Below are 20,445 nucleotides of genomic sequence, written 5' to 3'. Positions count from 1 at the left end.
GGTCGGCCCGCTCCGCGAGCGTCCTTCGGAACGCCTGACCGTTCAGCCCTGCCCGGCCGTCGTCAGGGCGGAACTCGGCGGTGAGGCGGGTTGCCCAGACACCGGACTGTGCGCCCGGCGCGCGAGGAACGCCGCGAGTGTTCCGTTCGGCGCCGACGACATGGCGACGTTGTCCGGCGGATGGGCCGCGTGGCCGTGGCGGGTGCGGGTTCGGAACTGTCGACCTCACGTAGGACGGCGACTGCCGGTGGCGTCGGGTCCTGATGGACGCCACCGGCAGCCTCTGGCGAGGCGGCCGACCCTCAGCGGTCGCTCGCCGTTCCGTCAGGTCGTACCGGGCCGGGCCGCCGCGTCGTCGGGATGACGTGACGGTGGCCCGGTGCCTGACGGAGATCGGATGATGCTCACGGCCGCGGACCCCGGTCGCTGCGAGGGGAGCCGGCCGTGGCGCGTTGCTCGGTCGTCAGCTGGGCAGGCCGATGCGGCGTTCGCCGTTGCGGCGTTGCTGGATGACGACGGCGACGACGAGGAGGGCGCCCTGGGCGACGTTCTGCCAGAAGGCGTTGATGCCCTGGACGGTGAGGCCGTTTTCGAGGGCGCCGAGGAGGGCGACGGCGAGGAGGGTGCCGCCGATGCCGCCCTTGCCGCCCTTGAGGGCTGCGCCGCCGAGGGCGGCGGCGGTGATGGCTTTGAGTTCGAGGCCTTCGCTGCCGGAGACGGGTTGGCCGGAGCCGGTGCGGGCGGTGAGGAGGATGCCGGCGACGGCGGCGACGACGCCGATCAACGCGTAGACGGCGATGAGGTATTTGTTGATGTTGATGCCGGCGAGGCGGGCGGCGGTGTCGTTGCCGCCGATGGCATAGACGTTGCGGCCGATGTCGGTGTACTTGAGGAGGACGTGGACGGCGAGGGCGACGACGATGAGGATCCAGACCATCACCGGGAGGCCGGCGATCTTGCCGCGGCCGAGGAAGACGAAGACGTCGTCGTTGAGGACGTAGCCCTGGGCGCGGCCGTCGGAGAGGAGTTGGGCGAGACCCTTGTAGGCGGCGAGGCCGGCGAGGGTGGCAATGGTGGGGTTGACGCGTCCGTAGACGATGATCACGCCGTTGAGGATGCCGACGAGAAGGCCGACGCCGACGGCGGCGGCAGCGCCGGCCAGGGCGTTGGAGCCGGCGCTGGTGAACGCCATGGCGCTGACGACGGAGGCGACTCCGGCCTGGGAGCCCACCGAGATGTCGAGGCCGCCGCAGATGATGACGGCGGTCTGGACGACGGCGAGCAGGCCGGTGATGGTGGCGGCCTCGGCGATGACCTGCATGTTGGAGACGCTGAGGTAGTTGTCGTTCAGCACGCCGAACAGGCCCAGGACCAGCACCAGCGCGCCGATCAGGCTGAGGTTCTGTCCGCCGACGGAAGCCAGGACTCGCGGCCTGGTGGAAGTCTCGGCCAGACGTTGTCCGCCGGCCTTGGCACCGGGCGGGGTGGTGGTGGTCACGGGTTGGCTCCAGGAGTGGGAACGGGGGCGAGGTCGTCGGCCATGGCGAGGGCGAGGATGGCCTCCTCGGAGGCCTCTGCGCGGTCGAGTTCGCCGGTGATGCGGCCGTTCTGCATGACGACGACGCGGTCGGCCAGGCCCAGCACCTCGGGCAGTTCGGAGGAGATCACCAGCAGGGCGACGCCCTCCTTGGCCAGGTCGGCGATGATCTGGTAGATCTCCGCCTTGGCCCCGACGTCGATGCCGCGGGTCGGCTCGTCGAGGATCAGGACCTTCGGCTTGCGGGCCAGCCACCGCGCGAGGACGACCTTCTGCTGGTTGCCGCCGGAGAGCTTTCGGACCTCGTGCTCGATCGAGGGGGTGCGGACCCGCAGCCGGTCGGTGTACTCCTGCGCGAGTTGGCGTTCGGCGCCGCGGCGTACGAACCGCAGGCGGCGCAGCCGCTCCAGGACGACGAGGGAGGTGTTGTCGCGGATGGTGCGGTGGAGCAGCAGGGCCTGGGCCTTGCGTTCTTCGGGGGCGAGGCCGAGGCCGGCGCGGATGACCTCGCCGGGTCGTCCGGTGCGCAGCTTCACGCCGTTGAGGGTGATGGTGCCGCTGTGGATGGGCAGGTCGCCGGCGAGGGCGAGGGCGAGTTCGGAGCGTCCGGCGCCGATCAGGCCGGCCAGGGCGACCACCTCGCCAGCGCGGATCTGCAGGTTGATGCCGCGGACGGCGTCGGTGGTGACGCCTTGGACGTCGAGGACGACCCGGTCGGTGGCGACGTCCTGGCGGACGAACATGGCGGAGAGGTCGCGGCCGACCATGAGACGCACCAGGGCGCCTTCGGTGGTGGTGTGGGCGTCCTGGACGCCGGCGAGGGCGCCGTCGCGCAGGACGGCGATGCGGTCGGCGAGTTGGAAGATCTCCTTCATGCGGTGGGAGACGTAGATGATGGCGATGCCCTGGTCGCGCAGTCGGCGGATGAGGTTGAAGAGGGCTTCGACCTCGTGTTCGGAGAGGGAGGAGGTGGGTTCGTCGAAGGCGATCACCCGGGCCTCGCCGGTGACGGCACGCATGATCTCCACCAGCTGGCGTTGGGCGGGGGTCAGCTGGGAGCCGAGCAGGTCGGGGTCGAGGACGCCGGCGAAGCCGAGGCGCTCCAGGTCGGCGGTGACGCGGCGGCGCAGTTCGGCGTGGTCCAGCAGACGGCCGGCCTTGCGGGGCAGGGAGCCTGCGTAGACGTTCTCGGCGACCGAGACGTGCGGGATGATCTCGGGTTCCTGCGGGATGATCCGGATTCCGGCGGCCCGGGCCTCGGCGGGGGAGGCGAGGGCGAGGCGGGTGCCGTCCAGGGTCACGTGGCCCTCGGTCGGCTGGTGGTCGCCGGTGAGGATCTTCAGCAGGGTGGACTTGCCGGCGCCGTTCTCCCCCATCAGCGCGGTGACCTGACCGGCGGGGAACTCCAGGGTGACCCCGCCGAGAGCCTGTACCGCGCCGAACCGCTTTGTGAGCCCTTGTACACCGGCACCACCTGCACCCTCGGTGGGCGGCCGGGGATCCGGGCTGGAGCTGCGCGCTCTGCTCATCGTGCTTCACCTCTGCGGGGTCATACGGGAGGGTGGTCCGCCCGCCGTCCCGACTGGTGCTGTCGCGTGGCCCGCGCGGGGTCGGGTCCGTTGCGGCATCGGGGCCGGGACGACGGACGGGGGTGGGTGGTTGGGCCCGGCCGGGTCAGTTGCAGGTGACGCCGGAGGCCTTCCAGGTGGTGGCGTCGACCATGGTGGTGGGGGCGAAGGCTTCGGCGGGCATGTCCTTGCCGTTCTTGAGCTTGTCGTACATGGTCTGGACGGCGAGGGCGCCGACGTCCTTGCCGTTGATGAACAGGGCGGCCTTCATGCCGGAGGGCTTGGTGCCGCTCCAGTCCTTGCAGGCGAGGTAGGCGCCGAGGCCGACGCCGATGACGTTGTCGGCGCCGATGCCGGCGTTCTCCAGTGCGGTGACGCCGCCCTGGACGTTCTCGTCGTTGCAGCCCCAGACGACCCAGTGCTTGACGCCGGCGTTCGCGGTGACCGTCGCGGCGATCTTGTCCTGCGCGCCGGTGGGGGTGTTGTCGGTGGCCACGTCGATGGCCTGCACACCGGGCACCGCTGCGTTGAAGGTCTCCTTGGCAGCCTTGACGCGGTCTCCGCACACGGTGACATCCTGCTTCCATGCCGAGATGACGCGGGTGTCCGTGGCGCTCCAGCCGGCCTTCTGGTATTCGGCGGCGGCCCGCTTGCCGACCTCGCCGCCCATCTGGGCGCCGGAGAAGCCGATCCGCGGCACCAGGTTCGCCTTGTCGCAGGCGGACGGGTCCGGGCCGGTGGTGCAGATCTGGTCGTCCGAGGTCAGCAGCGCGACCTTGGCGTCCTTCGCGGTCTGCACGACCTGCGGCCCGACCGCCGGGTCCGGGACCACGATGATCAGGCCGTTGGTCTTCTGCGCGACCGCCGACTGCACCTCGCTCACCGTCTTGTTGGCGTCGTTGCCCAGGTTCACGACCTTCAGGTCGACTCCCAGCTCCGCCGCCTTCGCCTTCGCCCCGGCCGCCTCACCGATGAAGTACTCCTGGTCGCCCTGCTTCTGCAGGTACGTCATCGAGATCTTGCCGCTCACCGGGGCCACCGAGGCATCCGCGGACGCGGACTCCTGCCCCGTGGAACAGGCGGTGGACAGACCCAGGGCGAGCAGCAGGCTCGCGGCAGCAGCGGCGCGGCCGGTGGTACGGGACATGAGGAGCTCCTTCGGAGACACCCGTGAGGGATCGACGGGTGAAGGGGGTGCAGGCGGTGAGGGAGGGCACTGCCCGGATGTCGCGGAGAGAAGAGGGCGGGTCAGCCGGTACCACCGACTGCTGCCGCATGGGCTTCAACGGAAAACATCAGAAGCCAACAATTACGCACGCGATGGGGGATATGACACCGCCGCGGGGGAAGGTGTGTCAAGGGTGCGGTTCGCCCGACACCACCTTGTGATGTTCGGTCTCCCTGTCGATCGTGAGGTGGGTTGCCGTCCCACGGGGATGCCGCGCCACCCGGTCGCCCGAGCCCGGGTGACCGTTGCAGCTGTTGACCCGGCGCGAGCGCGGGTCCGGGCGCGGCGGGGTTCGCCGTAGGTGTTGGCGGGTCGGGTCGGCCGAGGCGGTACCGGGTCGTCTGCCAGGCCGGCTCACTGTGGTGGCGGTCCGGGCCGCTCACGGCGGCCCCGACACTGAGTCGATGTCAGGGAGCGGGTCCCGGTGGGGGCCCGCTCCCGTGATCGTGCGCTTCCCGAGCTGTCAGGGGTGGTGGTGATGGCCTCGTTGGTCGATGCGGCGGTGACGCCGAAGTGACGAGCTTGCTCGTCGTGTCGTAGGTGACCCTGCCGACGTGCCGGTGGCCGCGGTGATGGTCGGCTTGCCGGGGGCGTGGCCGCGCAGGGGCGCGGCTCCCTCGCCGGATGCGAAGGCGAGTGCGGCGTGCGCACTTTCGTCGTCGCTCAGGCTGGCGATCTGCTTGCGGCCGTGCGCGACGAACTTGTCGGCCTGAGGAAGGCGATCCCGGAGGCTGGTTGCTGGCGGCGTCGCCGACGTACGTTGCGTCGGTCGCCGCGAGTGGCACGTCGGGCTTGACGATCACACCGTCGGGACGTACGACCTTGAACAGGTTGCTTGAGCTGACGCCTCCGAGCGCGTCACCGGCACCGACCGGGCCGGCCGACGAGTTCGCGATCAGCAGGTTGGTGGTCTCGGTGCTCATGATCACGACGGCGGACTCGGCACCGATGACCTTGACGAAGTGAAGTCTCGATGCTTGAAACCGCCCATGCTGTCTTCCTTGTCTCGTTGCGGCGCACCGTGATCGGTGAGTCCAGTTGTTGTTGTGTTCGACACCCGGGCCCGGGTGGAACGGGGACGGGCTCCGTGGATGGGTGTCCGAACAGCCCCGTCGGTCGGATCGATCAGGACTGCCTTCGCGGGCGAGGGGGCAGTCGACGGTCGCAGGGTGGCGTCCAGCCCGTACATCCTCTGGGAGTAGCTCGCGTTGCCGACCGAGTAGGTCGCGGTCGGATCGGAAGGCTGCTGTTGCACCGCCAGGTGCAGCCGATGCGGGTCACGTTGGCCGCATCAGCCGCGGGCGGGCCGCCGGTCGACACCCGGCCGGACAGACAAGCGTGCGGACCAGGTCCGACGGTCGTGTGCGCCGATCCTTCGAATGCTCGCCGGATGACCCATAGTTGCTCTGAGATGTTCGATCTGGAGACCAATAGAGCAACTTTAGGCACACCGTTTCAGCAGTTGGAGGTGAAGTCAAGAGTCCGTCGCTCGAGAGTGACTGAGGGTCGCGTCGAACGGCCCTGCCCGTCACCCGGGGGCCGACCGGCGTGCGGGGGCCGGAGCACCCGGCCGCGCCGCGCCGAAACCGGCGAGCCCGCGGTGGTGAGCCGGCCCGGCGACCGGCCGGTCCGGAGCGGTAGGGCGATCGAGCGGCTCGGTGCCGGGGCAGCACCGTAGGCGTCCCGGATCGCCGATCGGACGTTGCGTCATGACCGTGGCCAGGGTCGGGGTATTGACAGCCCGGCCCTGCGAGCGGTGTCATCGGTCACCGTCCTGGTGGATTTAGTTGGAATCAGTGGACTCGGCGCTCTGCTGCCCGTTCGCTTCTGTGTGGTGCTGATGGATTTCTTGCGGCCATACCTCTGCTGGTCCACAGCCCTCCACCTCGGCCGCTCCTGTCAGCCCTCCCCGCCTTCTGACAAGGAATCCTTGATGCATTCTCACCTCCCTGCCCTGAGGACCCGGCTGGGCATAGCCGGGTCCGCCCTTTCCCTCCTGCTCGGGAGCGGTGCGCTCACCCTGGGTGCGGTCGCCGCCCAGGTCGCCACCGCACCCGGTGCGGCCGCCCTCGGCAACGACCTGGCCCTCACCCCGCCGATGGGCTGGAACAGCTGGAACAAGTTCGGCTGCAGCGTCACCGAGGCCAAGGTCAAGGCGGTCGCCGACGCGATCGTCAGCAAGGGCCTGAAGGACCTCGGCTACACCTACGTGACGGTCGACGACTGCTGGATGGCCAGTGCGCGCGACACCGACGGCAAGCTGGTCGCCGATGCGGTGAAGTTCCCGAGCGGTATGAAGTCGCTCGGCGACTACCTGCACGGCAAGGGCCTGAAGTTCGGCCTCTACGAGTCGCCCACGGAGGGCACCTGTCAGCACCGGCCGGGCAGTTACGGCCACGAGAAGGCGGACGCGGCCTCCTTCGCCGTCTGGGGCGTCGACTACCTCAAGTACGACTGGTGCCAGACCTCCACCACCGAGTCCCCGACCATGTGGGCCGACTTCCCGGGTTACACCGAGAAGCAGCTCGCCCAGGTGCTCTTCCCGAGGATGCGCGACGCGCTCGCCGACACCAAGCGGCCGATCGTCTACAGCCTCTCCGCCTGCTGCTCGGCGCTCGACTTCCCGTCCTGGGCCGGCCCGGTCGCGAACCTGTGGCGCACCTCGACCGACATCAACGACAGCTGGAGCAGCGTCCTCTACAACTTCGGACGGGCCGCGTCGACCCCGACCGCCGCCAAGCCCGGCCAGTGGAACGACCCGGACATGCTGGAGGTCGGCAACGGCGGTATGACGGACGCCGAGTACCGCAGTCACTTCAGCCTCTGGGCCCAGCTCGCGGCGCCCCTCATCATGGGCAACGACGTGTCGGCGGCCACCACCGCGACCCTCGCCATCCTCGGCAGATCCGACGTGATCGCGGTTGACCAGGACTCCGCGGGCAAGCAGGGCACGGTCGTCTCCGACTCCGGTGGACTGCTGGTCATGAGCAGGGTCCTGGCCAACGGCGACCGCTCGGTCACCCTCACCAACAAGAACGCCTCCGCGGCGACCATCAGCACCAGCGCCAACGCCGTCGGCATCGGCGGCGCCGCGACCTACACCCTCAAGGACCTGTGGGCCGGCACCAGCACCACCAACACCACCGGCGTGATCAGTGCGCAGGTCCCGTCGCACGGCACCGTGATGTACCGCGTCACCGGCACCGGCACCGCCACCTCGCCGATCGTCTCCGGCGGTGTCTACGAGATCGCCACCGGCACCACCCAGGCCATCGATGTCCCCAACTCCTCCACCAGCAACGGCACCCAGCTGATCACCTGGGCCTGGCACGCCGCCGCCAACCAGAAGTGGACCCTCACCGCCAACGGCGACGGCTCCTACCAGCTGAAGAACGCCAACTCCGGCCTGTGCGCCGACGTCAACGGCGGCTCCACCGCCGCGGGCACCGCCATCATCCAGTACACCTGCCACACGGGCGACAACCAGAAGTGGACCCCCGTGGCATCCGGCACCGGCTACCAGCTCGTCGGCAAGGCCAGCAACCTCGCCCTCACCAGCGCCTCCACCGCCAACGGCGCCGCCGTCACCCAGGAGAACGCCACCGGCACGGCGAACCAGACCTGGACCTTCACCAAGGTCGGCTGACCACCCCCATGACGGCGGGACGGCTCGGCTGCGCCGACCGTCCCGCCGTCCCTTTCACCAGGCATCGATCGGACCGCACATGAACAGATACCGCTCCTTGGCCAGGCGGCGGCTCACGGCCTCCGTCTCCGCCTTCGCCATGGCCGCAGCCGCACTCGTGGCCACCACAGCTCTCCAAGTGGCCGCCGCGCCGCCCGCGGCCGCACTCGACAACCATCTGGGGCGCACCCCGCAGATGGGGTGGAACAGCTGGAACGCCTACCGCTGCGGCATCGACGAAAGCAAGATCAAGGCTGCTGCCGACGCCATCGTCTCCAAGGGGCTCAAGGCGGCCGGGTACCAGTACGTCAACATCGACGACTGCTGGCAGGCCACAGCACGCGACGCGGACGGCAACCTGCAGGCCGACTCCGTCCGCTTCCCCTCCGGCATCAAGGCTCTCGCCGACTACGTGCACGGCAAGGGCCTCAAGCTCGGCCTGTATGCGACGCCGGGCACCCGGACCTGCGCCAACATCTGGGACGGCTACGCCGGCAAGCTGGGCAGCATGGGCCATGAGACCCAGGACGCGAAGGCATTCGCCTCCTGGGGTGTGGACTACCTCAAGTACGACTGGTGCAGTGCCGACCAGGACAAGCTCGACCCCCAACAGGCCTTCACCAAGATGCGTGACGCCCTCACCGCCACCGGCCGGTCGATCTTCTACAGCATCCACCGGGAGGCGGAGCTGCCCGTCGACGCGTGGCGCCCGACAGTCGCCAATTCCTGGCGCACCACCACCGACATCAGCGACAACTGGTCGAGCATGATCGGCAAGGCGAAGGCCAACCAGCCACTCGCGTCCTTCGCCCGGCCCGGTGCGTGGAACGACCCGGACATGCTGGAGGTCGGCAACGGCGGCATGACCACCGCCGAGTACCGCACGCACCTGAGCCTGTGGTCCGAGATGGCGGCGCCGCTGCTCATCGGCACCAACCTCAGCTCGGCGACCGGTACCACCACCGACCTACTCAGCAACACCGATGTCATCGCCGTCGACCAGGACTCGCTGGGCCGGCAGGGCACGGTCGTATCCCGCGACAACGGCTTGGTCGTCATGTCCAAGCCGCTCGCCGACGGTTCCCGGGCCGTGACCCTCACCAACGAGACCGGCGCCGCGGCGACGATCTCCACCACGGCCGACGCGATCGGCATCGGCGGCGCCTCCAGCTACCAGCTGAAGGACCTGTGGTCCAAGGTGACCTCCTCGTCGACGGGCGGCACGATCAGCGTCTCGGTGCCCTCCCACGACACCGTGATGTACCGGGCGACCCCCGGTAGCAAGGTGGCCCCGTCCTCGGGCTCGCACGCCGTGTCCGACCTGGCCTGGACGTCCGCGGTCAGCGGATGGGGGCCGGTGGAACGCAACCTCAGCAACGGTGAGCAGGCAGCCGGCGACGGCCGCACCCTGTCCGTCAACGGCACCACCTACGTCAAGGGGCTCGGCGTCCACGCGGCCTCGGACGTCACCTACTTCCTCGGCGGGTCCTGTCATTCGCTGTCCGCCACCGTCGGAGTGGACGACGAGATCACGTCGGGTGGCTCCGTGGTCTTCCAGGTGTTGCTCGACGGTGTCAAGGTCGCCGACAGCGGCACGCTCACCAGCGCCAGCAGCGCCTACGCGCTGACGGCCGACCTCACGGGGGGCCAGGAGGTCACGCTGCGCGTCACCGACGCGGGCAACGGCAACGGCAGCGACCACGCCGACTGGGCGCAACCCACCCTTACGTGTGGCTGACCGCCCTTCGGGAGCTCGGGTACCACTCCGGCGGACCGCGTGCCGCCCTGACTGCCGGGGCCCGCTGACAGGCCTTACGCCGTCCGCTCCGGTGCCACCCCGTGATTCGGGGCGGCACCGGAGCCCACGTTCGGTGGCGGAGCTACCGCCGGGGTGCGGCTTCGCAGCTTGGACCCTCCATCGCCGATCGTTGGACTTCTCGTGAACCCGTTGGTGTTCGTTGACATCTGAGGGCTCCTTGGCGGGAGACCGCACCGCCATTTTCCTGGCTCAGGAGCGCCGATGACCAGTTCCGGTCCCGGTCGACGCAGAACCCACGCGCTCGCTGAGGCCCTCGCCCTGGGCGGTGCCCCGGTCGGCCTGCCGGCCCCCACCACGGCGGCCACCGGCCGCTACCTGCGCCTGCGGGCACTGGAGGAGGTCAACGGCCAGCAGTTCACCTCGGTCGCCGAGCTCAACGTCGGTTGATCCGACCCCTGCCCGAAGTCTGCGCCGCCCGCCGTCATCGGCGGGCGGCGCAGGTGCGCGTGGCGGCGGGCGGGGGCGGTGCTCGGGCCTCCGGGCGGGAGGCGGAACACCTTACCCGGAGGCGACTCCGGTGGCGGCGACTGAGCACTCTCTACGCTAGGCAGCCTAGCTGCTATGTTGTTTTCATGGACGACACATTGCGCAGCCGGCAGTGGTTCGGCGGAGATCTCAAGAACGGGTTCATCGCCCGGCACCACCTGCGCGCGGCAGGGTTCGGATCCTGGGCCTTCGACGGACGGCCGGTGGTGGGCATCTGTTCCAGCGCCTCCGACCTGACGCCCTGCAACTCCCACCTCGGCGGACTCGCGGAAGCGGTCAAGCGGGGCGTGCTGAGGGCGGGGGGGCTGCCTCTGGTGTTCCCCGTGTTCTCCCCGGGAGAGCCCTTCATACGGCCGTCCTCGATGATGTACCGCAACCTCATGGCCATGGACGTGGAGGAGGCGCTCCGGGCGAACCCGCTCGACGCCTGCGTCCTGCTCACCGGCTGCGACAAGACCACTCCGGCCGCGCTGATGGGCGCCGCCAGCGCCGACGTGCCGTCGATCGTGCTGACCGGCGGGCCGATGCTCAACGGGCGCTACCGCGGCCGGAGCGTGGGTTCCGGTACCGACATCTGGCGGATGACCGAGGAACTGCGGGCCGGGCGGATCGAGGAGTCGGAGTTCACCGAGTTCGAGTCCTGCCTGAACCGCTCGGCCGGACACTGCATGACCATGGGCACCGCATCGACGATGGCCTGCCTCACCGAGGCGCTCGGCATGCAGCTGCCGGGTGCCGCGGCCCTGCCCGCCGTCGACTCCCGCCGGACCGTGCTGGCCGAGGAGACCGGAGCCCGCGCCGTGGAGCTGGCCCGCGAGGGGCTGCGACCGTCCCAGATCATGACGCGGGCCGCCTTCGAGAACGCCGTCGTCGTGAACGCGGCCATCGGCGGTTCGACCAACGCCGTCCTGCACCTGCTCGCGATCGCGGGCCGGGTCGGCGTCCCGTTCGACCTGGAGGACTTCGACCGGCTCGGGCGCCCGATACCGCTCCTGGTCGACCTGATGCCGAGCGGCCGCTTCCTCATGGAGGAGTTCGCCTACGCGGGCGGCGTGCCCGGCCTGGTGAAGCGCCTCGGCGGACTGCTGAACCCCGACCCGGTCACCGTCACCGGCCGGTCCCTGGTGACGGAGTGCGCCGACGCCCGGGTGGACGACGAGGAGGTGATCCGCCGGATCGAAGCCCCCGTTCAAGGACCGGGACAGGGCATCGCCGTCCTGCGCGGCAGCCTCGCCCCCGGGGGTGCGGTGATCAAACAGTCGGCGGCGACGCCGGGGCTGCTCGTCCACGAGGGCCCGGCGCTCGTGTTCGACTCGCTCGAGGAATACGCGGAGGTCGCCGACGACCCCGCTCTCGACGTCACCGCCGACACGGTGCTCGTCGTCCGTGGCCTCGGCCCGCGCGGCTATCCGGGCATGCCCGAGGCGGGCAACCTGCCGCTGCCCCGCAGGCTCCTGGAGAGCGGGGTGACCGACATGGTGCGGATCAGTGACGCCCGCATGAGCGGTACCGCCTACGGCACCTGCGTGCTCCACGTCGCCCCGGAGTCCGCGGTCGGCGGCCCGCTCGGCCTGGTGCGCACCGGCGACCGGATCCGGCTCGACGTCCCCGGGCGCCGCCTGGACCTGCTGGTGCCTTCCGAGGAGCTGGAGGAACGACACCGGTCGGCGTGGAAGCCGCCGGTGCCCGCGGCCGAGCGCGGCTGGACCAGACTGCACATCGACCACGTCCTGCAGGCCGACCAGGGCGTCGACCTCGACTTCCTCACCGGTTCCAGCGGCAGCGCCGTCCCGAAGAAGGCCTTCTGACATGATCACCGGCGTCGTCCCCGTCCTCGAAGTGCCCTTCCAACCCGACGGATCGCTCGACCTGCCCGGCTTCGACCGGGTCGTGCAGGCGGTCCTCGGTACTGGCGTGAGCAGCGTGATGTTCCCCGGATACGCCTCGGAGTTCCACAAGCTCACCGGCCCGGAACGCGAGCAGCTCACAGCCCGCCTGCTCACCGCCACCGCCGGCCGGCGCGGCTTCACCACGGTCGTCTCCGTTCCGGACCACGCCACGGTCGTCGCGGTGGCCGCGGCCCGGCGCGCCGTCGAGCTCGGCGCCGGCGCGCTGAACCTGCTGCCCCCCTACCTGCTCGGGCCCTCCCCGGACGCCGTGCGGGCGCACCTCGCCGCCGTCCTCGACGCCGTCGCCCCCGTCCCGGTGATCCTGCAGTACGCCCCCGCCCAGACCGGTACCAGCCTGGACGCCGCGGCCATCGGGCACCTGGCGGACGACCACCCCAATCTCCGCTGCGTCAAGGTGGAGTCGACCCCACCGGGCAGGCTGATCAGCGCCCTCGGCCTGCCCGCCCTCGTCGGCTACGCCGGACTCCACCTGCCCGACGCGCTGCGGCGCGGCGCCGTGGGAGTCCAACCCGGCTGCTCGTTCACCGAGGTCTACCAGGAGATCTGGCGCCGCTGGCACGCCCGGGACGAGTCCGGAGCACTGGCCCTGCACACCGCGCTGCTGCCGTACCTCACGTACTGGATGCAGCACGTCGAACTGATCGTCGCGGCGGAGAAGGCCGTGTCCGTACGGCGCGGCTGGTTCCGGAGCGCCCACTGCCGAGCGCCCGGCTGGATCCTGGACAGCCACGAACTGGCCCTGGTCGACCGATTCATGGACGAGTTCGAGGAGTACCTCCCATGCCTGAAGTGATCACCTTCGGCGAGGCGATGGCCGTCCTGCACGGGCCACCCGCGGTACCCCTGGCGGAGGTCACCCGGTTCACCCGCACCGTGGCCGGCGCCGAGGCCAACGTGGCGGTCGGGCTCGCCCGGCTCGGTCACGCCGCTGCCTGGTTCGGCCGGGTCGGCGACGACGCCTTCGGTCAGGTGGTGCTGCGCACCCTGCGCGGCGAGGGAGTCGACGTCTCCCGCGCGAAGGTCGACGCCGACGCACCCACCGGCCTGCTCGTACGCGACTGCCACGACAGCCGCCGGATCTCCGTCGCCTACTACCGGTCCGGCTCGGCCGGGAGCCGGCTGAGCCCCGACGACGTGGACGCGCAGTGGCTGGGGGGAGCCAAGCTGCTCCACGTCACCGGCATCACCCCGGCATTGTCGTCCTCGGCCCTGGCGGCCACCGAGCACGTCCTCGCCGCGGCCCGGGCGGCACGGGTGCCCGTCAGCTTCGATCCCAACATCCGGCTCCGGCTCGCACCGCCCGAACGGTGGCGCGAACTCCTGCTTCCACTGGCGCGGGCGGCCGAACTGGTACTGACCGGACAGGACGAGGCGGAACTGCTCAGCGGCCGCCGCGGGCGGGCGGCGCTCCTCTGGTTCCTGGAGCAGGGCGCCGGGCTGGTGGTCGCCAAGCGCGGCGTGCAGGGGGCCGTCGCCACGGACGGCACGCAATGGTGGGAGACACCGCCGTGGCCGGTGACCGCGGTGGATCCGGTCGGGGCCGGCGACGCCTTCGACGCCGGATTCCTCTCACACCGGCTCCGCGGCCACAGCGTCCCGGACTCGCTGGCCCTGGCGGCCCGGGTCGCCGCCCTGGTCGTCGCCGCGCCGGGTGACCTGGCCGGACTGCCCTTCGCCGCGGACCTGGTGGGATCCGGTGACACCGACCGCTGAGACCACGACCACCACCGACGGACCCGGCGCACCCAGCCCGAGAAGGGAACCCATCGTGTACCGCTGGCAGATCATGCAGGCCGTCGCCCGCCGAGGCGTGGTCGGCATCGTGCGCGCACCGGACGCGCGCACCGCCGAAGAGAGCGTGCTGCGCCTCGTCGACCGCGGTGCTGACGTCGTGGAGGTGTCGCTGACCACCCCCGGCGCCCTGGAGGCGATTTCGCGGGCCGCGGCGGCACGGCCGGATGCCGTGATCGGGGCCGGCACGGTGTTGGACCCGGAGAGTGCCCGCCTCGCCGCGCTCGCGGGGGCCCGCTTCCTGGTCTCCCCGTCGCTCAGCCCCAGCGTGCTGGCCTGTGGTCACCGCTACGGCCTCGCCGTCATCCCCGGGGTCGGGAGTGCCACGGAGATCGTCAACGCACTGGAGGCGGGCGCGGACGCGGTGAAGCTGTTCCCGGCCCGCTCCTCCTCCCCGGCAGCCCTTCGGGATCTGCTCCAGGCGCTTCCCCAGGCGCCCGTGGTGCCCACCGGCGGGGTGGACGCCGTCAACGCCGCCACCTGGATCGCCGCGGGCGCGGTGGCCGTGGGCGTGGGCACCGCGTTGACGGCCGGGGACGCGGACGCCGTGCGCGGTCTTCTCGACGCCGTCGCGGCCGCCCGTGCGGGCGGGTCGGAGTGAGCGCGTGACGCCCGTTGGTTCAGGGCGTCATCGTGAAGTCCTGCTCGGTCTCCGCCAGGTGCCGGTCCATGGCGGTCGCGGCCGCGGCCGGGTCGCCCGAGCGGACGGCCTCCAGGATCGAGCGGTGGGCCGCCAGGGTGGACTCGTGGCTGTCACCGCGGAGGGAGTGGCCGGTGTAGCTGGCCAGCCGGTGCTCCCGGAGCACCTCGGCCAGGGAGTCCAGGACCAGGCTGAGCAGGCCGTTTCCCGCCATGGCGGCGATCTCGGCGTGGAAGGTGATGTCAAGGTCGACGAAGCGCTCGCGGTCGTCGGCGGCCTCGCCCATGTCGGCGAGCAGGCCGTTCGCCGCGGCCGGGTCGGCTGCGCCCTCGTGCACGCGCCGGGCCGCCCGCCGCACCAGGGCTCCCTCGATGGCGCGACGGGCGTCCAGGACGTCCGAGAAGCGCAGCGACTCCTGGCGCAGTCGGAAACTGAGGATCTGTTCGAAGACCTTCGCGGTCGGCACGTGAACGCGGGCCGGCTTCCCCTGGCTGGACACCAGGATCTCCCGGGCGGCGAGCGTGCGGATCGCCTCACGCACGGCCAGCCGGTTGACCCCGAAGCGGGCCGCCAGCTCTCCCTCGGTCGGGATCTCGTCGCCGGGGGCGAGTCCGGACTCCTCGATCAGAGCGATGATCTCCTGCGAGATCTGCTCGGCGAGTGTCGTGCGGCGCACAACCACGGCTACTCCTCTTCACAAAGCTGCTTTGCTGTCAAGCTTAGCGAACCGGCGGCGCCGCTGATCCCGCCTGTGCGGTAGAAGGCGCCCGAGACCACAGGAACAGGAGCAGATCATGAGTCAGCTGGAGGGCCGGGTCGCGATCGTGACCGGTGGCGCCAACGGCATCGGCCGGTCCATCGCCGCTCTCGCGGCGGGGCAGGGCGCGGCCGTGGCGATCCTCGACCTCGACCGGGAGGCGGGCATGCGGGAGCAGAGCGTACTGGTCGACGCCGGCTTCACCGCCCTGTTCCGGCAGACCGACGTCACGGATGCCCGCTGCGTGCAGGAGGCAGTCGCACTCGTCACCGAGGAACTCGGACCGGTCGACATCCTGGTGAACAACGCGGGTCGCAACGTGTACGCCGAACCCGTCGCGATGACCGAGGCGGAGTGGGACAACGTGTTCGACGTCGACCTCAAGGCGGCGTTCCTCTTCGCCAAGTACACCCTCCCGAGCATGATCGACCTGGGACGGGGGGCGATCGTCAACATCGCCTCCCTGCACGCCCGGCTGACCTGCGCGGGCATGTACCCGTACGCCGCCGCCAAGTCGGGGCTGGTCGGTCTGACCCGCTCGCTGGCACTGGAGGTGGCTCCCCACGGAATCCGCGTCAACGCCGTCAGCCCGGGCTACATCCGCACCGCGCTGGTGGACGAGTACTTCGCGCAGAACCCGGACCGGGAGGCCGAGCAGAAGGCCCTCGGCGTCCAACCCCTGGAACGCATCGGCACTCCGGAGGAGGTGGCGGCGGTGGTGTGCTTCCTCGCCTCGGATGCAGCCTCCTACGTCACCGGTGCCGACTGGGCCGTCGACGGCGGCCTCGGCGCCCGCTTCGCGTGAAGCCGGCGCGCCCTTTCCGGGTCGGGTGTCGCCGTCGCCCGTTCACGCGGCGGCGGGGGGCCGACCGGGGCCGAGCGCCAGGCGAAGCCGCTGCACGTCGAAGGCCCCGGCGTCCGCGGAGCCTAAGTGGATCTTCGAATTCCTTGATCGACAGGATCCGCTGTCAGGTGAGTCAACAGCGCGAAATCGCCACATACATCTGATGTCTTTATGGCGGCATGGCCCGGCGAGACCGGGTTTGGGTGTGAAGGCTGCCGTGGGAGAAGCCGTGGGAGCCTCCCCGCTTGGACGGAATTCGGTGGTGAATTGGACAATCGTGGCTGTTCCTGCGTGTCAGGGCAGGTGGGTGAAGTTTCTTCGGCACCCATTCTTGACGCGGTGACAGCGAGGGGCCGATGATGCGGAAACATCAGGTGTAAGTAGCCGGAAGGGCCGACTGGCGCGCTGGGGTGTCCCTTCTCACCCGCCCGCACGGCGACTGGAGTTCCTCGTCCTCGTGTGGGCCGGGCGCGCCGGAGCTGCCCCGGGCCATGGATACGCCGACCAGGCTCCACCGCCGGAGTCGCGCCCGGGGAACGTGTGTCGCGCGCATCGCCACCCCCTCCACCGGGGCGGTGGCGCCGGGATCCCGCCAGACGGCAAGAAGCCGAATCGCCTTCTCACGTAAGGAATCGTCATGCCAGAACAGGGCTCGATCAAGCGGAGACTGCTGCGCCGCATTGGGTCGGTCGGGATACTCCTCACCGCGGGGCTCGCTCTGCCTTCGGTCCCCTCCGCCAACGCGGCGTCGACGGCCGTCACGCTCTACGCCTCGCCGTCGGGTACGGGGTCGGTCTGCTCGGCCACGGCGCCGTGCTCCCTGTCGGGCGCGCAGAGCGTGGTCCGGACGAGGACCGCCGCGGACAGCACCGCGGACGTCACCGTGCTGTTGGCCGACGGCACGTACCGGCCGTCGAGCACCTGGAGCTTCACGTCTGCGGACTCCGGCAGCGCGGGACATCCCGTGGTGTGGCAGGCGGCGTCCGGGGCGCATCCGGTGATCTCCGGAGCCTCCGCGGTCACCGGTTGGACCCAGGTCGGAACAACCGGGGTGTACTCCGCCCCGGTCGCGTCCGGAAGCAACAGCAGGCAGCTCTACATCGACGGCAAGGAGGTGCCGATCGCGCAGGCCACCCCCTCGAAGCTGACTTTCACGGGCTCCTGGACCGGATCGTCGACGGGCTACACGATCTCCGGTGACGCCAAGGCGACGGCGTGGTTCGGAGCACTCACCGCGAGCCAGGTGTCAGGCGTCGAGTTCGTCTACCCCGACGCCAACGGGGCATGGACCGAGTCACGGTGCCGGGTGGCGAGCTACTCGGCGACAGCCGGAACCTTGACGATGGCCCAGCCGTGCTGGACCAACACGACGAACAGGGCGTCCTACTCCCAGGGCACCGGCCCCCTGCCCTCCATGTCGACCAGTCAAATGCCCTCGCGCATCGAGAACGCGCAGACTCTGATCGATGCGGGGCGGTGGTTCCTGGACTCGGCCGGCAGCACGCTGTACTACAAGCCCGTGACGGGCCAGCAGATGGCCGGCCTCGACGTGGAACTGCCGCGCCTGGAGAAGCTGGTCCAGGGTGCGGGCACCCTCGCCAGTCCCCTGCATGACATCAGCTTCAAGGGCCTGCAGTTCTCCTACGCGACCTGGAACGACCCCTCCACCACCTCCGGATTCGCCGAGGTGCAGAGCAATCTGCGGCTCAGCCTCGCCAGGAACCAGGGAATGTGTTCCTTCTCCACCCCGGCGGGCAGCTGCCCGTGGGGGGCACTGACCCAACCGCTGGCGAACATCGCGTTCACCGCCACCAAGAACCTCACCCTCTCCGGCAACCGGTTCGCCGAACTCGGCGGCGCGGGCCTGAGTGTGATGTACGGATCGGTCGACACGCTGATCCAGGGGAACGAGTTCACCGACATCGCCTCGACCGCGCTGCTCCTGGGCTGCACCTACGACCCGCTGCCCACCGACCCGACCGAGGCCACGGGAATCAAGCAGAACTGCACCCCGGATGCCGCGGCGGTCAGCGGTGACACCATCGGCACCAATGAGATCCTCACCGGTACCACCGTCTCGGACAACTTCATCCACCACATCGGCACCGACTATCCTGCGGCCTGCGGGATCACGCTTCTGTTCTCCCAGCACACCACCATCACCCGCAACAACCTCTACGACCTGCCTTACACCGGCGTCACGGCCGGCGTCATTCAAGGGCACGTCGATAACGCGTCCCACCCGCAGAACAGCAGTAACATCAACTCGTTCAACACCATCAGCAACAACATCTTCCACGATGTCATGTCAGTCCGTAGTGACGGCGGCCCGATCTACGCCGAGGGACATCAGGCGCAGTACGTGTACAAGGCCGACGGAACCACCATCGACTCGGCGGCGACCCTGGCCGGGGGCCTCCAGGCCACCGGAAACATCGCCTACAACGGCCGGAACACCAACTTCAGCTACTACGACGACGCCGGCTCGGAATGGATCAACTGGCAGGGCAACGTCGCGTTCGGTGCCGTAGCGTGGTCACAGGGCGGCTGCAGCCCGACAGGCCATTTCTGGGTAACGGACAACTACTTCTCGGGCATAACCAACAGGCAGGCCTGCTCCCTGCCCGTGGACGTCCACGAAAGCGGTACTACGGTCATCTCCGCCACGCCCAAGCCGGGTGACATCCCCAACGCCAAGTTCAGCGGCGCCGGTGTGGGTTCCGGTTCTTTCACGCCGACCCTCTCCGTCAGCCCCAGTATCTTCTACGTCTCGCCCACCACGAACGCTACGCAGGTCCTCATCGGCGGTGAAGGGTTCACCTCCGCGACACCGGTGTACATCGGTAACAAGCCGATCAGCGGGGTGATCCACCTGTCCAGCGGTTTCCTGATCGCGCCGGTTCCGACCGGCACCAAGGCCTCGCAGATCAACCTCGACCCCAGTCACATCCGGGTCAACGACACCGATACCTCGATCACCTACAGCAGCGATTTCGGGTACCTGAGCGGTCGTGGCGGGTTCGGTGACTACCAGGGCGACATCCACTACTCCATGGTCAACGGGTCGACTGCGACGTTCGCCTTCAGCGGGACCGGACTCCAGGTCTACGGGGAGCAGTACACCGATCAGGGCAACATCGGCATCAGCATCGACGGCGGGACGCAGGTGACCGTCAGCACCTTCTCCACCGACGGTGCGCGGCACGGGAACGTGGCGGTGTACACCTCCGGCACCCTCTCCGCAGGCGACCACACCGTCGTGGTGACCAAGCTCTCCGGGACGTACACCACCATCGACGGCTTCGCCTCACTCAACACCACCGGCGCCCCCACGCCACAGCGCATCGCGCAGTCGTCGATGTCGGTGAAGTACGTGGACAGCGCGGAGACGGCGGCGGAGAACGGCGCCGGCGCCAACGTCCTGGACGGCAGTCCGGCTACCGCGTGGGTGACGAAGTGGTCGGGCACCGCCGCACCGCTGCCCCACGAGATCCAGCTCGACCTCGGCAAGAACTACTCCGTCAGCGAGCTGTACTACCTGCCCAGGACCAACACCCCCAACGGTCGGATCAAGGACTACCAGGTCTACACCTCCACCGACGGCACCACCTGGGGCACCGCGGTGGCCACCGGTACCTTCCCCAACAACGCGACCGAGCAGAAGGTCACCTTCGCCGCCGTCACCGCCCGCTACATCCGACTCGTCGCCACCAGCGAGGTCAACGGCAACCCCTGGACCTCCATCGCCGAACTGAACGTCGGGGCAGTCTAGCCGGGACACCCCTACGGCCGACGTGCGGCCCAACCCCTTGCACCCCCACCCCCCAACTTAACGTGGGGCCTTTCTCGCGGCCCCCCCCGACCGCCCCCGGGCGGCCCCCCCGGCGCCCACCGTCGGCCGTACGCACGTCGATCGGCAGTTCGCAGGAGCCGGCGACTCCATCTGCCCGACCCGTGCTCACCTCCACTACCATGATCAGCCGTCACGGCCTGGCCCCGGATACGCCGAGGCCAGGGCCCCGCCACCCCACGACGCCGGCTCGGACGACCGTGTCCGTCGGGCCGCCGCGGTCGCACCGCTTCCACCGCCGGTCGGGGGGGGGCCCCCCCCCCCCCCCCCCCCCCCCCCCCCCCCACCGCAGTGTCGGGGTGGCCGCCCCCCGGGGGGGGGGGCGCGCGG

14 protein-coding genes are annotated in these 20,445 nt (G+C 70.1%); 9 read left to right on the top strand and 5 right to left on the bottom strand.

Translation table 11 applies throughout. The features are described from left to right. Positions 1–463 precede the first annotated feature (463 nt). The 3 genes from ACFTWP_RS35970 to ACFTWP_RS35960 all read right to left on the bottom strand — a co-directional run bounded on the left by ACFTWP_RS35970 (position 464) and on the right by ACFTWP_RS35960 (position 4,252). The gene (locus ACFTWP_RS35970) at positions 464–1,498 is read right to left on the bottom strand and encodes an ABC transporter permease (RefSeq protein WP_380269268.1); all 1,035 of its coding nucleotides are present in this window, start codon (positions 1,496–1,498) and stop codon (positions 464–466) included. Beyond that, positions 1,495–3,066 (bottom strand): sugar ABC transporter ATP-binding protein, encoded by a 1,572-nt coding sequence (locus tag ACFTWP_RS35965; protein ID WP_380269267.1) that lies wholly within the window; start codon positions 3,064–3,066, stop codon positions 1,495–1,497. The genes ACFTWP_RS35970 and ACFTWP_RS35965 overlap by 4 nt, the downstream gene beginning before the upstream one ends. 145 nt (positions 3,067–3,211) lie before the next feature. Continuing rightward, positions 3,212–4,252, bottom strand: coding sequence for a substrate-binding domain-containing protein (locus tag ACFTWP_RS35960; protein WP_380269266.1), 1,041 nt, complete (start codon positions 4,250–4,252; stop codon positions 3,212–3,214). Positions 4,253–6,266: 2,014 nt separating this feature from the next. Here ACFTWP_RS35960 and ACFTWP_RS35955 point away from each other — a divergent pair. From ACFTWP_RS35955 to ACFTWP_RS35925, 7 genes are all read left to right on the top strand, one after another. After that, positions 6,267–7,979, top strand: a complete 1,713-nt coding sequence (locus ACFTWP_RS35955; protein WP_380269265.1) for an alpha-galactosidase — start codon at positions 6,267–6,269, stop codon at positions 7,977–7,979. 79 nt (positions 7,980–8,058) lie between these two features. Beyond that, positions 8,059–9,756: an NPCBM/NEW2 domain-containing protein gene (locus ACFTWP_RS35950; protein WP_380269263.1), complete on the top strand. Its 1,698-nt coding sequence runs from the start codon at positions 8,059–8,061 to the stop codon at positions 9,754–9,756. 282 nt (positions 9,757–10,038) lie between these two features. Beyond that, positions 10,039–10,224, top strand: a complete 186-nt coding sequence (locus ACFTWP_RS35945; protein WP_380269262.1) for a hypothetical protein — start codon at positions 10,039–10,041, stop codon at positions 10,222–10,224. A gap of 185 nt (positions 10,225–10,409) precedes the next feature. Continuing rightward, complete coding sequence (locus tag ACFTWP_RS35940; RefSeq protein WP_380269261.1) at positions 10,410–12,131, top strand: IlvD/Edd family dehydratase; 1,722 nt, start codon at positions 10,410–10,412, stop codon at positions 12,129–12,131. A 1-nt stretch (position 12,132) separates the two neighbouring features. After that, positions 12,133–13,026 (top strand): dihydrodipicolinate synthase family protein, encoded by an 894-nt coding sequence (locus ACFTWP_RS35935; RefSeq protein WP_380269260.1) that lies wholly within the window; start codon positions 12,133–12,135, stop codon positions 13,024–13,026. Continuing rightward, positions 13,014–13,946: a sugar kinase gene (locus ACFTWP_RS35930; protein WP_380269258.1), complete on the top strand. Its 933-nt coding sequence runs from the start codon at positions 13,014–13,016 to the stop codon at positions 13,944–13,946. Before ACFTWP_RS35935 ends, ACFTWP_RS35930 begins: the two co-directional genes overlap by 13 nt. Positions 13,947–14,001: 55 nt before the next feature. Beyond that, the gene (locus ACFTWP_RS35925) at positions 14,002–14,625 is read left to right on the top strand and encodes a bifunctional 4-hydroxy-2-oxoglutarate aldolase/2-dehydro-3-deoxy-phosphogluconate aldolase (RefSeq protein WP_380269257.1); all 624 of its coding nucleotides are present in this window, start codon (positions 14,002–14,004) and stop codon (positions 14,623–14,625) included. A 19-nt stretch (positions 14,626–14,644) separates the two neighbouring features. Here ACFTWP_RS35925 and ACFTWP_RS35920 read toward each other — a convergent pair whose 3' ends face one another. Beyond that, entirely contained in the window at positions 14,645–15,340 is a 696-nt protein-coding gene (locus ACFTWP_RS35920; protein WP_380269256.1) for a FadR/GntR family transcriptional regulator, read from the bottom strand. Positions 15,341–15,458: 118 nt separating this feature from the next. Between ACFTWP_RS35920 and ACFTWP_RS35915 the strand changes: the two genes are divergently transcribed. Further along, entirely contained in the window at positions 15,459–16,226 is a 768-nt protein-coding gene (locus ACFTWP_RS35915; protein ID WP_380269255.1) for an SDR family NAD(P)-dependent oxidoreductase, read from the top strand. Positions 16,227–17,030: 804 nt separating this feature from the next. Here the strand turns inward: ACFTWP_RS35915 and ACFTWP_RS35910 are convergent. After that, positions 17,031–17,288 carry a hypothetical protein gene (locus ACFTWP_RS35910; protein WP_380269254.1) on the bottom strand — a complete coding sequence of 86 codons (258 nt, stop codon included), beginning with the start codon at positions 17,286–17,288 and terminating at the stop codon, positions 17,031–17,033. 28 nt (positions 17,289–17,316) lie between these two features. On the opposite strand from ACFTWP_RS35910, the gene ACFTWP_RS35905 reads away from it, so the two are divergent. Beyond that, positions 17,317–20,037, top strand: a complete 2,721-nt coding sequence (locus ACFTWP_RS35905; protein ID WP_380269253.1) for a discoidin domain-containing protein — start codon at positions 17,317–17,319, stop codon at positions 20,035–20,037. Positions 20,038–20,445: the final 408 nt, after the last annotated feature.

This window comes from Kitasatospora sp. NPDC057015 (assembly GCF_042673745.1).
Classification (GTDB): domain Bacteria; phylum Actinomycetota; class Actinomycetes; order Streptomycetales; family Streptomycetaceae; genus Kitasatospora.
The sequence above is the reverse complement of the archived record's forward strand: the minus strand, read 5'-3'. Positions and strand labels throughout refer to the sequence as shown.